This is a genomic window from Micromonospora yangpuensis, assembly GCF_900091615.1.
GTDB lineage: Bacteria > Actinomycetota > Actinomycetes > Mycobacteriales > Micromonosporaceae > Micromonospora > Micromonospora yangpuensis.
In genome coordinates, this window is the sequence record NZ_FMIA01000002.1 from 4224370 (window position 1) to 4238003 (window position 13634).

General features: G+C 74.2%; 9 protein-coding genes and 1 pseudogene. 8 read left to right on the forward strand and 2 right to left on the reverse strand.

The genetic code is table 11. The annotated features are described in order from the left end of the window. Positions 1–2: 2 nt before the first annotated feature. Together GA0070617_RS19100 and GA0070617_RS19105 are read left to right on the forward strand one after the other, a co-directional pair. Positions 3–857 carry an SDR family oxidoreductase gene (locus GA0070617_RS19100; protein ID WP_091440186.1) on the forward strand — a complete coding sequence of 285 codons (855 nt, stop codon included), beginning with the start codon at positions 3–5 and terminating at the stop codon, positions 855–857. Between the two features lie 27 nt (positions 858–884). Then, on the forward strand, positions 885–1508 hold the full coding sequence (locus tag GA0070617_RS19105; protein ID WP_091440189.1) for a TetR/AcrR family transcriptional regulator: 624 nt from the start codon (positions 885–887) through the stop codon (positions 1506–1508). A 45-nt stretch (positions 1509–1553) separates the two neighbouring features. Here GA0070617_RS19105 and GA0070617_RS19110 read toward each other — a convergent pair. Continuing rightward, positions 1554–1793, reverse strand: a pseudogene (locus GA0070617_RS19110) (hypothetical protein); the annotation flags it as partial. A 309-nt stretch (positions 1794–2102) separates the two neighbouring features. Between GA0070617_RS19110 and GA0070617_RS32060 the strand changes: the two are divergent. The 6 genes from GA0070617_RS32060 (at position 2103) to GA0070617_RS19140 (ending at position 12664) form a co-directional block, all read left to right on the forward strand. Next, positions 2103–4109, forward strand: a complete 2007-nt coding sequence (locus GA0070617_RS32060; RefSeq protein ID WP_268239639.1) for a tetratricopeptide repeat protein — start codon at positions 2103–2105, stop codon at positions 4107–4109. 163 nt (positions 4110–4272) lie between these two features. Then, positions 4273–6897: a fibronectin type III domain-containing protein gene (locus GA0070617_RS19120; RefSeq protein ID WP_229688189.1), complete on the forward strand. Its 2625-nt coding sequence runs from the start codon at positions 4273–4275 to the stop codon at positions 6895–6897. Between the two features lie 25 nt (positions 6898–6922). Next, positions 6923–7918 carry an AAA family ATPase gene (locus GA0070617_RS19125; protein ID WP_091440194.1) on the forward strand — a complete coding sequence of 332 codons (996 nt, stop codon included), beginning with the start codon at positions 6923–6925 and terminating at the stop codon, positions 7916–7918. Between the two features lie 8 nt (positions 7919–7926). Beyond that, positions 7927–9108 (forward strand): DUF58 domain-containing protein, encoded by a 1182-nt coding sequence (locus tag GA0070617_RS19130; protein ID WP_091440196.1) that lies wholly within the window; start codon positions 7927–7929, stop codon positions 9106–9108. Next, complete coding sequence (locus GA0070617_RS19135; protein ID WP_091446666.1) at positions 9102–11345, forward strand: transglutaminase domain-containing protein; 2244 nt, start codon at positions 9102–9104, stop codon at positions 11343–11345. Before GA0070617_RS19130 ends, GA0070617_RS19135 begins: the two co-directional genes overlap by 7 nt. 107 nt (positions 11346–11452) lie before the next feature. Beyond that, positions 11453–12664: a low temperature requirement protein A gene (locus GA0070617_RS19140; RefSeq protein WP_091446669.1), complete on the forward strand. Its 1212-nt coding sequence runs from the start codon at positions 11453–11455 to the stop codon at positions 12662–12664. Positions 12665–12687: 23 nt separating this feature from the next. Here GA0070617_RS19140 and GA0070617_RS19145 read toward each other — a convergent pair whose 3' ends face one another. After that, positions 12688–13575 (reverse strand): phosphatase PAP2 family protein, encoded by an 888-nt coding sequence (locus tag GA0070617_RS19145; RefSeq protein WP_175440587.1) that lies wholly within the window; start codon positions 13573–13575, stop codon positions 12688–12690. Positions 13576–13634: the final 59 nt, after the last annotated feature.

A 13634-nucleotide genomic window follows, 5' to 3' on the forward strand; every position in this document is an offset into this window, starting at 1 on the left:
GCATGCAGAAGCTGATCGTGGTCACCGGTGCTTCCACCGGCCTGGGTGCCGCCACCGCCCGTGACCTGGCCCGCCGAGGTTTTCACGTACTGGCCGGTGTGCGACGCGATCGCGACGCCGACGCCATCCGCGCGGCCGGCGTCGAGCCGGTCATCCTCGACATCACCAACTCCGAGCAGGTGGCGGCGCTCGCCGCCCGGATCGGCAATGACCCGCGTACGTTGCATGCCCTGGTCAACAACGCGGGGATCCAGGTGAACGCGCCGGTCGAGGCACTGCCGATGGCGCAGTGGCGGTGGGTGTTCGAGGTCAACCTGTTCGGCCACGTCGCCGTCACCCAGGCACTCCTACCCCAGCTGCTGCACGGCAGGGGCCGCGTGATCAACATCAGCTCGATCGGTGGCAAGGCCGCCATGCCGACGTACGGGGCGTACGCCGGTGCGAAGTTCGCCCTGGAGGCGGTGAGCGACGCGCTACGGCGGGAGGTCGCGCCGCTGGGCGTACCGGTGGTCGTGATCGAGCCCGGCGGCGTCCGCACGAAGATGGCCGCCCGGGGGATCGCCACGGCCAACCAGCTGGCCGCCGAGATGACGCCGGAACACCACGCCCGGTACGGCAGCCTGGTCCAGGCGATCAACACGATGATGGACACGGGTACCTCCTCGGGCGTGACCGCCGACGCCGCCGCCCGGGTTATCGCGAAGGCCGTGACGGCCCACAGACCGCGTACCCGGTACACCATCGGCCGCGATGCCGCCCTGGTCATCGGCCTGACCCGGCTGCTCTCCGACCGGATGCTCGACCGCGTCATCGCCACCACCGTGCGCCGCCACTACCCGAAGGCAGCCACCGGATGACCCGCTGCCGTAGGGGAGGATGACCGGATGCCGCGCATCCGGGGAGCCAGCATCGGCCAACACCACGAGCTGGTCTGGGCCGACCTCGCCGAGGCGATGCGGCAACTCCTGCTCGAACGCGACTACGACTCGATCACCATGGGCCACCTCGCGACCCGGGCCGGACTCGCCCGCAACACGCTCTACAACTACGCCCCCGACCAGACAGCGCTGACCCTGGCCCTGACCCAGCGGGTGGGCCAACCCACCGTCGAGCGGGTGGCCACCATCGCCGCACGGACCACCGACCCGGCCGCCCAGCGGCTGCGGGAGATCATCGAAACGGTCCTGACCGCCTTCCAGGACCAGGTCCTACAGCTGATGTTCCGCCCCGGCGTCGGTCCGTCCGACGACGCACCGAAGGGACCGGACAGCCCGTTCCACGCGATAGTCGTCGAAGTCGAAACCGTGGTACGCGACGGCATCGCACGCGGCGAGTTCCACGACGTCGGCGACGTGCACCTGACGGTGGAACTGCTCTCCGGCATCATGCGCGCGGGCGCGGAACGCATCGGCCGAGACTCGACCACCTACCCACCCACGCTCCACGCCGCGCGGGAACTCATCCTCGCCTCCCTCGGCTCCCGTCCGGACCAGCCCTGCGGGTCATAGCCCGTACCCGCTGCGGAAACGGCGGTCCACTGCCCCGGCCGGGCGTCACGGGATCTCCCTGGCCGTCCGTGCCGGTACCGGCGTGACTCCGGCTGGTGGCGCGGCTCGACACCGGCCGGTCGTCGGGAGCAGTGGTTCCGCCAGGAGCAGGAGCAGCGCCAGGGCGGTCAGGGCCGCGCCGAGGAGGAAGCCGGCCCGGGCGTCGAAGGGTGCCAGCAGCAGCCCGCCGAGCAGCGCGCCCAGCGCCACCCCGACGTTGAACGCCGCGGAGTTCGCACCCGATGGGCAGGTTCTCCGTGGTGTTGAAGACGAACGCCGACAGGGCCAGTGCCACCAGGGCGGTTACCCGGCGCCAGAGGTCGGACCGCATACCCGAGAGACCCCTCTCGAAGGAAGGACTCACCCGACGTCCACCCAGTGGCCGCCGTCGAGCCCACGTCACACCAGACCAGCAGAGCGTCACCTGCCGACCCCGTACCCGGCCCATCCGCCCTGATCGGGCCGGTCGACCCCGGTTCCGGCAGGATCACCGGTGGCTCGCGGCTGCGGAGGACGGGTAGCGGGCGGAGGCGTTTCACCGGCAGCATGGGTCGGGTGTCCCACCCCTCTCCCCTGACCGCCGCCCAACGTCGAGCGCTCGCCCTGCGTACCTCCGGTGACCTTGCCCAGGCGCGCGCCCTGTTGACCGACGTCATCGAGTCGGTTCGGCCCCGGTACGGAGGGGACCACGCCGAGGTGCTGAGCACCGCCCGGCTGCTGGCCCAACTGCACCGGGAGGCGGACGATCCGGCGGCGGCCCGGCGGGTCCTGGAGGAGGCGTTCGCCGACGGCGAGCGGATCCGGGACCTGGCGGACCCGCTGATGGTGGCCATCGCCTTCGATCTTGCCTCGGTCGCCGGGGAGCTGGGCAACCGGCACGAGGCCCGCCGCAACTACACCCGGGTGGCCACCCACGGGCCTGCCGCCTTCGGGACGGACCATCCACTGGTCCGGGCCGCCCGCGACTACCTCGGCGACGCCGCACCGACCGTCCCGGTGAGCGACCCCGGTCCCCCACCGCCGGCGCTGCCCGAGCCGCCTCGGACCGCGCCCGGGTCCACTGTCGACTCCGGCGTCACGGCCGGTTCCGGGTCGCCGCAGGTCTCGTCGTCCTGGGCACCGCAACCCGGCACCGGGGCGTGGGCCGACGACCGGCTCAGCCCCGGCACGCCACCCCATCCGGCCACCGGACCTCAGGAGTCCTCCGGACCTCAGCCGCCCACCGAATCGCCGCCGCCCGCCGGACCGCTACCGCCTGCGGTACCGCCTCGGCCCTATCCGGTGCCGTCGCCCCCGACCGGCGCGACACCGGTACACGGCGCGGCGCTACCGATCTCCCGCCCGCCGACGATGCCGGCCGGGCCGGGCCGGACCGTCTCCGCACCACCCGTCCCCGCACCCCCTGTTCCCGCACCGCCCGTCAACGCACCGCCCGTCAACGCACCGCCCGTCAACGCACCGCCGGTCCTCGCACCGCCCACCGGCACACCGTGGGTCAGCACGGACGCCGTCGCCGCGCCGCCCGTCAAGGCAGACGCCGTGGCCGCTCCACCCGTCGGCCCGGACGCCGTCGTCGCACCGCCACCGCGTCCCGGCCCCGCACCGGGACCGGGCCAACCGCCGGTGGTCCGGCAGCCGGACTGGGACGATCCGACGGTCCAGGTGACACAGATCGGGCCGTTGCTGGCCGAGGAGCAGGGCCGGCCCGATGCCGCGTTCCCGGCTGCGGAGCAGACCGTCGCTCCGGTCAGTGGGATACCAGTTTCCGGGGAGCGGGTACCACCCCGGGAGGCGACCGGGCCGCCGTGGCACCGCTCCGCGCCCCGGCCGCCGATCGATCCGCCCGCTGCGACGACGCAGGCAGCACCGCCGGGCCCGGTACCGCACGGGCCAGCGGCACCACACGGGCCAGCGGCAGGGCACGATCCCGAACCCCGGGCGGGAGCCGGTGCGGCACCGGAGTCGCACCAGACGAAGATCGGCCCGGCATCAGACCGGGCGGCCGAGACACCGATGGTGGCCCCGCCGAGCCGGCAGGCCCCGGTGCCGTACCCGGGTGTGGCGCCGGTGGAGTCGTACCCGGGTTATTCGGCGGAGCCGGTGGCGGCGCAGGTGCCGGGGGGTCGCAGCCGGGCGATGGTGGTGCTGGCCGTGGCCGGGACGGTGCTCGCGGTGGCGGCGGTGGTCGGGGTGGGGGTGCTGGTCGTCGGTGGCGGGCCGGCGGCGGGTCCGCAGCCGGGCGCGGGGGCGTCGGTGGGCGCGCCGGTGACCAGCGGGCCGCCACCGGAGGATCTCCGGTTACGTGACGATTCGACCACGATCACGATCACCTGGTCGGATCCGACCGACGGTACGGTGCCGTTCATGGTGGCCGGTGGCCGGTCCGGCAAGCCGCTCGGGGTGATGGCCACCGTGGACCCGGGTGAGACGACGTACACGGTGAACGGGCTGAACTCCAGGATGGACTACTGCTTCACGGTGCTCGCGGTGTACTCCACCGAGGCGTTCGCCACCTCGGGTCAGGTGTGCACCGAACGGCGCAGGACCAGCCCGCCGGGTTGACCGATCGCCGCGTCCGGGGTGTACACGCAGGGTGTCCGGCGGCGGACGGTGCGGGTTTCCCCACTGTGGAGTGGGCCATATGATGGCACCCGGCTCCGGGCGGGTCGGACCGCCACCGGAGGCGTCATCCGCCACGACGCACGACACGGGAAGGCAGTCGGCTGTGGCCACGATCGACGAGAGCGAGAAGGCCGGGGCCGGCGGCTCACGGCCTGGCCGGCGACTGCGCGGTGGCCTGGTGACCATCGGTACGGTGGGCGCTTTGCTCGCCGCGATGGGGCTGACCGTGTTGGGTCTGGGTGCCGCCGACAACGCGGTGGCCAGCTTCGACGCTTCCTCCTGGTTGTGGAGTTCGTCGCGCAGCGAACTGGCCCGGGTCAACGGGGTCACCGCCCGGGTGGACACCCGGATGGAGGTGCCCGACGCCCGGCGGCATCCGGTGCAGGTCACCCAGACCGACCGGCAGCTGATCCTGCGGGACCTGCACACCGGCCAGGTCAGTTCGCTGGACCTGGCGACGTTGCAGATCACCGCGACCACGCCGACGACGCCGGGGCTGGGGGTCAGTGTCGCCCTGCACGAGGAGGCCGCGTTCGTGGTCGACGCCGTGCAGGGGGTGGTGCGGCAGCTCGACCCCCGATCGTTGACCCCGGTCGGGGAGCCGGTGCGGTTCCCGCCGGGGATCACCGGTGGCTCCTTCGACGGTGAGGGCCGGCTCTGGATCGCGGTGCCGAGCGAGGGCACGGTGTCGGCGATCACCGCCGCGGAGTTACCCGCGACGCCGGGTGAGGCCGGTTCGGGGTTGAGCCCGAAGCAGGTGGCCAGCTACGACGTCGCCGAGGGCAGCCACGAGCTGGTGCTGTCCACCCTGGACGAGGGGGTCGCGGTGCTGGACCGGACCCGGGGTGAGCTGGTGACGGTGCGGGGTGGCAGGACCGAACGGGTCAGGTTGGAGTTGACCGGGGCGGGCACCCTGCCGGCGCGGACCAGCGGGCCGGTGGTGCCGGTCACCGTCGTGGGCGAGCGGCGGGTGCACGTGGTCGACGGGGCGCGGGTGCGGCAGTTCACGGTGCCGGGTCGGGGTGACCGGCTCAGTCCGGTGGTCGCCTGGTCCGGCCGGTTCTACGCCGCCGACGAGGCCACCGGGACGGTCTACTCCTTCGACGCCGACGGGCAGCTGGTGCAGACGGTGCGCACCCGGGGCATGTCCGGGCCGCTGGAGCTGGAGGTCCGGGAGAACCACCTGTTCATCAACGCACCGGAGTCGGCGCGGGCCCGGGTGGTCAACGACCGGCACGAGGTGCGTGAGGTCGACAAGTACGCCAACGACGTGCTCGGTGGGGATCCGCCGGAGGAGCCGCCGCCGCCCCCTCCGCCGCCGCCGAAGCCGAAGGTGGGCAAGCCGGGTGCGCCCCGGGACGTGACCGCCGCCGCCGGGAACGCCCAGGCCCGGGTGAGCTGGCGGCCGGCCGCGGCCAACGGCGCCGAGATCGTCCGGTACGTGGTGCGGGGTGGCGGCCAGCGGCTGGAGGTGGGTGCCAACCAGCGGGCGGTGGAGATCACCGGGTTGACCAACGGTGAGACGTACCGGTTCTCCGTGCACGCGGTCAACGCCAAGGGCGACGGTCCGGACCGGGAGAGCAACCCGGTCACCCCGACCGCCGAGGTGCCCGATCCGCCGGCGGGTGTCAGCGCCCGGGAGCGGCCCGACGGTACGGTGCTGGTGACCTGGCCGGCGGCGGACGGGCAGGGCAACGTGATCGGGTCGTACACGGTGACCGCGACCTCGGCCGGGGCGAACGCCCCGGTGGGTACGGCGAAGAAGACGGAGCTGGTGGTGCCGGCCGGGGAGCTGGAGTACGGCACCCAGTACGCGTTCACGGTGGTGGCGGTGACCGAGCGGGGTGCCGGTTCGAAGGCGTCGCCGGTGAGCAACACGGTGGTGCCGTTCACCGCGCCGGGGCAGCCGGGTGAGCTGACCGCGTCGACGGTGCCGGACCGGCCGGGCACCGTCACGGCCCGCTGGTCGCCGGCGCCGGCCAACGGCCGGCCGGTGACCGGGTACCGGGTGGACGTGGCGGGTCGGCAGAGCGTGGTCACCGACCCGCAGGTCACCGTGGACTCCCTCGGTGACGGCCAGAACGTGACGGTGACCGTGGCGGCGGTCAACGAGGCCGGCGAGGGACCGACGGCGACCACCACGGCCCGGACGGTGGCCGAGCCCCGGGTCACGGTGACGGGTACGTCGGCCACCGCCACCTCGGCCACGGTCAGCTTCACCGTGGACGCCGGCGGCGGGCAGGCCACCTGTTCGGTCAGCGCCCCGGGCACGGCGACGACGTCGGGGTCCTGCACGAAGCTGACAGTGCCGGAGCTGAAGCCGGGCACGGCGTACACGTTCACCGTCACGGCGTCGAACGCCGCGGGCAAGGGTACGGCCACCCGCAAGCAGAGCACTCCGGCCCTGTACGGCATCGCCACCTGCAAGAACGGCTCCGAGCCGGAGCAACGCGACTACTGCGACAAGGATCGTGACGGGCGCAACGGCAACGAGGTCTTCGAGGTGCCCCGGCAGGACGACGACCGGCAGGCCGGCTGGGCCAAGCCTGGCACCCGGCTGAAGGCGTACTGCCGGAAGCAGGGCGAAGAGGTGTACGCCTACGTCTACAACAACGACAAACGCAGCACCTGGTGGGTGCAGGTCGAGTACCGGGGGAAGAACTACATCCCGTGGGCCTGGCTCAACCTGGAGGGCGGCGACAAGATCAACGTGCTGCCCACCTGCTGACGACCGAGGAGCCCTGACCCCAGACGTGAACACGCACGAGCCGCTCGGTCAGCCGGAGGTGCAGGGCTTCGCCGCCCTGGCCGCCCGGCTGGCCGAGAACGTCAACTCGGTGGTGCTGGGCAAACCACAGGTGGTCCGGCTGGCGTTGACCGCCCTGTTCGCCCAGGGTCACGTGCTGCTGGAGGACGTACCCGGGGTGGGCAAGACGACCCTGGCCCGGGCGGTCGCCGCGACCGTGCGCGGCGAGTGGCGGCGCATCCAGTTCACCCCGGACCTGCTCCCCTCCGACGTGGTCGGGGTGACCATCTTCAACCAGGCCACCCGGGGTTTCGAGTTCCACCCCGGCCCGGTCTTCGCCAACATCGTCATCGCCGACGAGATCAACCGGGCGTCGCCGAAGACCCAGTCGGCGCTGCTGGAGGTGATGGAGGAACGCACCGTGACCGTCGACGGGGTGCGGCACCCGGTGCCGCAACCGTTCCTGGTGGTGGCCACCCAGAACCCGGTGGAGATGGACGGCACGTACCGGCTGCCCGAGGCGCAACTGGACCGGTTCCTGGTGAAGCTGTCGGTGGGCTACCCGGACGAGGCCGTCGAGGTGGAGGTGCTGCGGGGGGCCACCGTCCGCTCCCCCGAGGCGCTGACGGCGGTGACCGACACGGCCACCGTCGGGGAGATGGTCCGGATGGCCCGCCGGGTGCACATCGCCGAACCCCTCTACGCGTACGCGGTCCGGCTGGCCGCCGCGACCCGAACCCACCCGCACGTGCGGGTCGGGGTCAGCCCCCGGGGGGTGATCGCGTTGACCCGGGCCGCCTGCGCGTACGCCCTGATCGACGGCCGGGGCTGGATCATGCCGGAGGACCTGAAGGCGCTCGTCGAACCGGTCTTCGCCCACCGGCTGCTGCTCACCCCCGAGGCGCAGGTGCGGGGCGTCAGCGCCGCAGAGGTGCTGCGGGAGGCGGTCGCCTCGGTGCCGGTGCCGCTGCCGTCGGGGCAGCCGGCCCCGTCGCGGAGCTGACCGGCGGCGTGGGGATCACCGCCCGGGGTGCCGGGTTGCTCGTCGCTGCCGTCGCGCTGCTGGGCGTCGGCTTCCGGTTCGCGTACCCGGAGTTGACGGTGCTCGGCGCGGCGGCCGGCGCGGCCCTCGGGCACGCCCTGCTCACTGCGGCCTGGCGGCCCCGGCTGGTGGTACGCCGGCACGCCGACCCGGACCGGGTGGCCCGGGGCGAACCGGCCCGCATGGCGGTGACCGTGGCCAACACCGGGCGGCTGCGGGCGGCGAACCTGGTGGCCGAGGACCGGTGCGGTGACCGGGTGGTGCCGGTGCCGCTGCTGCGGTTGCGCCCCGGCCGGGACACCCGGGTGGGCTACGACGTGCCGACCGGCCGGCGGGGGGTGGTGCCGGTGGGGCCGCTGCGGGTGACCCGACGCGACCCGCTCGGGCTGGTCTCGCTTACCCGCCCGTACGGCGACACCGTGCCGGTCTGGGTGTACCCGCGGGTGCATCCGCTGACCGCCGCGCCCACCGGTGCCGGGCGCAGCCTGGACGGCCGGGTCGACGCGGTACCGCAGGGTTCGATCACCTTCGACTCACTGCGGGAGTACGTGATCGGCGACGAGTTGCGGCGGGTGCACTGGCGCACCAGCGCCCGGGTCGGTGAGCTGATGGTCCGGGAGAACGTCGACACCAGCCTGCCCCGCATCGTGGTGGTGCTGGACAACCGGGCACCGGCCCATCCCGACCTGGTCGACGGGGTGGCCGAGTCGTTCGAGGCCGCCTGTGAGGCCGCCGCCTCGGTGGTCACCGCGGCGGTGCGGGCCGACCTGCCGGTGGTCCTGCTGCTGGTGGCCCCGGACGCGACCGTACTGCCGACGCCGGCCGACGATCGCGGACCCACCGGCGGCGGACCGCTGGACCTGCTGGCCGCCGCCGACCTCGACCGGGGCGACGGCGCGGCGGGGCTGCGGACCGCCACCGCCCGGCTGCGCCAGGAACGTCTCGGCGACACCCTGGTCTTCCTCACCGGCCCCGGCGGCCGGGCCGACCTGGGGTTGGTCGGGGCGTTGCGCGGCGGCTACCGGTCGGTGGTGGTGGGGGTGCTCGGTGTCGGGCAGCCGACGGCGGCCTCGGCGACCGGCCCGCTGCTGATCGAGGCCGCCGACGCCGCCCGGTTCGCCGCCGAGTGGGACCGGATCCGCCGATGGTGACCGGCACCGCGCTGGCCCGTGGCCTGCGGGCGACGGTGTTGCCGCTGGTCCTGGTCGCCATGGTCGGCCTCGCCGGGGTGGTGCTCGGCCGGGTCTACGCCGGGCCGCTGCTGACCCGGCTGATCCTCGGCGCGGGCATCGGGGCGGTGCTGGTCAGCCTCGCCGCCCGCCGGCTGCGGTCCTGGCTGGTCGCCCCGCTGTCGGTGCTGGCCCTGGCCGTCTTCACCGCCTGGTCGTTGCGCCTGGCCGCCGGGCACGCCGAGGTGCCCGGTGGGCTGGCCGAGGTGAGCCTCGACGCGGCCCGCAACGGCATCCCCCGGCTGTTGACCGCGATGATCCCGGTGGAACCGGCCCCGGACACCGTGCTGGTGCCCCTGGTCGCCGCCTGGCTGGCCGGGTTGACCGGCGCGGAGGTGGCGCTACGTGCCGGCCGGGTGCTGCTCGGCTACCTGCCGCCGGCGCTGCTCTTCGCCGGGGCGGTGTACGTGGTGGGCCCCAACGCCGACGCGGCGGTCTGGCCGACCGTGGCGTTCACCGCCGTCGCCGCCGTCGGCCTGGCCGTACCCGGTGGCCGGGCCACGCCGACCACCGGGGTGGCCGCCACCGGATCGGACGACGGGATCCGCGCGGCGGTGCGGGCCCGGCTCGCGGTCACCTCGGCCGCCGGGGTGGCGGCGGTGGTCGCGGCCACCGCGCTGCTCGGCCCGGCGGTCGCCGCCCTGGTCGACCGGCGGCCGGTGGACCCCCGCCGGTACGTGGAACCGCCCCGGGTGGAGTCGCTCGACGAGAACCCGCTGATCCGGATCTCCGGATGGGCGTTGAACCCGCAGCAGCGGCTGCTGGAGGTCCGCACGACTACTCCGACGACCCGGGAGGTCCGGGTCCGGTTGGCCGTGCTCAGCGACTACGACGGGGTGACCTGGCGGGTCGGCGCGACCTACCGCAACGCCGGGCGGATCCTGCCGGTCACCGACCCGGCCGTGCACAGCATCGTCGAACCGGTCCGGCAGGAGATCACCGTGGTGGACCTCACCGGCCGGTTGCTGCCGGCCGTGGCCACCCCGCGAGAGGTCACCGGGGCGCGGGTGGCCTACGACCCGGCGACCGGCACGCTGATCCGACCGGAGGGCCTCAGCGCCGGGCTGCGGTACACGGTGGAATCGGCCCGGGAACGTCCGGACGCGAACCTGCTCGGCCCGGCGCAGGTGCCCGCGGGCGACGAGGTGGCCCGGGTGCTGCGGGTCGCCGACGGGGCACCGGAGCCGTTGACCCGGCTGGCCGGCCAGTTGGCCGAGGAGAACAGCGCACCGTACGCCCGCGCGGCGGCCATCGAACGGTTCCTGGCCGAGCACTACCGGGTGGTGGCGGACGCCCCGAGCGGGCACGCGTACCCGAATCTGGCCTTCTTCCTGTTCGGGCCCCGCGACGGCGGCGGGCAGCGCGGTACCTCCGAGCAGTTCGCCGCCGCGTTCGCGGTGCTGGGCCGGCTGACCGGGCTGCCGACCCGGGTGGTGGTGGGTTTCCGGTCCACCGGCGACGGTCCGGTCCGGGCCGCCGACGCGATCGCCTGGCCGGAGGTGCTCTTCGACGGCCTCGGCTGGGTGCCGTTCGACCCGATGCCCCGCCCCGACGACGAGCCGCGTCCGGTGGAGCCCGACGTCCGCCCGCAGCCGGAGGAGACCCCGCCGCCGGACGTGCCGGAGCCGTCCCTGGCGCCGACCCCGACCCCACCGCCGGTGGCCGCACCGGGAGCCGACGACACCACCGGTGGCGTACCGGTGCCGGTGCTGGTCGCCGGCGGCGTGGGTGCCCTGTCGGCGGTGCTGGCGGGCCTGCTGCTGGTGCTGCTCGTGCTGCGGCGGGCCCAGCGGCGGACCCGGCTGGGCCATGGCGACCCGGCGCAGCGGATCACCGGGGCGTTCCGGGAGGTCACCGACGCGCTGCGGTTGGCCGGCCAGCCGGCCGGCGGCGACCTGGCCGCCACCGAGGTCGCCGCGCACGCCCGCCGGGTCGCCGCGCGGGTCCCGGTCGCAGCCGGCACGTCACCGCCGTCCGTGGACGAGCTGGCCGAACTGCTCAACCGGACGGCCTTCGCCCCCGGCACCGCGACCGAGGCGCAGGCCGACCGGGCGGCGACGGTGGCCGGCGGGTACGTCGACGCGCTGCGCGCGGCCCGCCCGTGGTGGCGGCGCCTGCTCTGGTCGGTGCACCCCGGCCCGCTGCGCTGGCATCGGTAGCCGACCCGCCGGCCGCCGCGCCCGGTTACCGGCGAACCGGTCCCGACCGCCCCGCGCGGGTGCTAGGACGGACGGGTGGCATCCGGTCGGTGGTGGGGACCGCCGCCGTGACGACCGGATCGGGCGGTCCCGTCGCGGCGGCCGGTGCGACGACCCGGGCGACCTTCCTGGAGCTCTTCTTCGATCTGGTCTTCGTCTTCGCGCTCACCCGGATCTCCGCCCGCGCCTTCTCCGACCTGGCCCTGGAGACCGGCGGCAACGTGGGCTGGGCCCCGGTCACCGGTGGCGGGAAGACGCTGCTGCTCCTGCTCGCCCTCTGGTCGGTCTGGCAGGGCACCGCCTGGACCACCAGCCGCTACGACCCGTACCACAGCTGGCTGCAGACCATGGTGATCGTCGCGTTGGTCTGCAGCATGGTGATGGGGGTGGCCATCCCGCACGCCTTCAGCGCCACCGGGTTGGCTTTCGCCGTCGCCTACGTGGCCGCCCAGCTGTCCCGGCCGTTGATCCTGCTGCTGGCGGTGCGGGTACGCCGGTACCGGGGCCTGAAGCTGCGGATGCTGATCGGCTACGGGTGCTGCGCGGTGCCGTGGATCGTCGGCGCGCTGCTGCCGGTGCCGTGGCGGGTGATCCTCTGGGCGGCGGCCCTGGCGGCCGAGTACCTGTGGTCCCGGCTGGGCTGGCCGGTGCCGGGCCTGGGCCGGTCGACGACCAACCGGTGGCAGGTCGTCGGGGAGCATCTGGCCGAGCGGTACCAACAGTTCTTCCTCATCGCCCTCGGCGAGACGGTGCTGGTCACCGGCCTGGCCTACAGCGGCGGCAATTACGACCTGCCGCGGACCGCCGCCTTCGCGGCGGCGCTGGTGACCTCGGTGCTGCTGTGGCGGATCTACTTCCAGCGGGCCGGTCAGATCCTGGCCGAGGCGGTGTCGAAGGCCGCCCACCCGGCCACCATCGGCCGGTCGGCGGCCGACACCCACCTGCTGATGGTGATCGGGGTGGTGGCCACCGCGATCGGCTACGAGTTGAGCATCGAGCATCCGTTGGAACGCGCCGAGACGGCCTGGGTGGTGCTGATCGTCGGCGGGCCGGTGCTGTTCCTGCTCGCCCGGGCCCGCTTCGAGTACGAGGTCTTCGGCCGGGTGTCGCCGGCCCGGTGGGTCGCCGCCCTGGCCCTGGTGGCGCTACTGCCCCTGCTGCTGCGTGCCCGGCCGCTGCTGTCCAGCGCGGTGACCGCCGCCGTACTGCTCGCGGTGGCCCTCGCCGACGCCCGCCGAGCCCGGGGCGCGCCACCGGAGCGGGCGGCCCCACCGTTCTGAGCCGGCCCCGGGTGGGTCGCCGGTCAGCCCTTGTGTCGGGGAACCAGCCGGTGCACGACGACCAGCACCAGCGCCGTCACCACGGCCATCGTGCCGACGATCCCGGCGGCGCTGCCGGCGTAGCCGACGAACAGCGGCCGGCGGGTCAACTCGCCGACGGCGACCCGGGGCAGGTCCACCAGCCAGGCCAGGGCGAGCGCCGACACGCCGATCGCCACCAGACCGATCACGCCGAGCACCGCCGTGGCGACCCGGTGCGCGTCCTCGGCGCTGATCTGGGCCTGTTCCCGTTGGGTGATCAGCAGCAGCAGACCGGCCAGCGCCGCCCAGACCCCCACGACCAGGTAGGCCGCCACGGCGTCGCTGGGACGGTGCCAACCGGCGGAGAGGGTGGCCACCCCGGCGGTCGCCGCGTACCCGGCGGCGAGGAACGCCCCGAGGACCCGGACCTTGGGCGGCAGGACCAGCATCAGCGCCATCGCCACCGACGCCGCCACGGTGGTGTGACCACTGGGCAGGCTGTTGCCGACGAAGGCACGTTCCGGGTCGACGCCGAAGTCCGGGCGGGGCAGTCCGTACTTGAGCAGTTGCGTGGTGACGTTGGCACCGGCGATGAGCAGGGTGGCGGTGATGGCCAACGCGACCCGGCCACGGATCAACGCGATGAACCCGATGACCGCGGTGGCCGCCAGCAGGGACACCACCGACATGGCGTTGAGGATCCGGTCCACCGGCCCCTCGATGCGGTCCTGGCCGATCCGGTTGCCGGTCAACGCCACCGTGTCTATCCACTGACCGAGCTGGGTGTGCACGGCCAGCCGCCAGACCACGACGAAGGCCACCGCCTGCGCTAGGGCCAACACGACCAACCAGACCGCGGTCCAACCCCTAGCCGTCTCTCGCACCCGCACACCGTAACGGCACGACACCGCCGGCCGTTCGTTGGCCCGCCGGCACGTTCGGTGTTTAG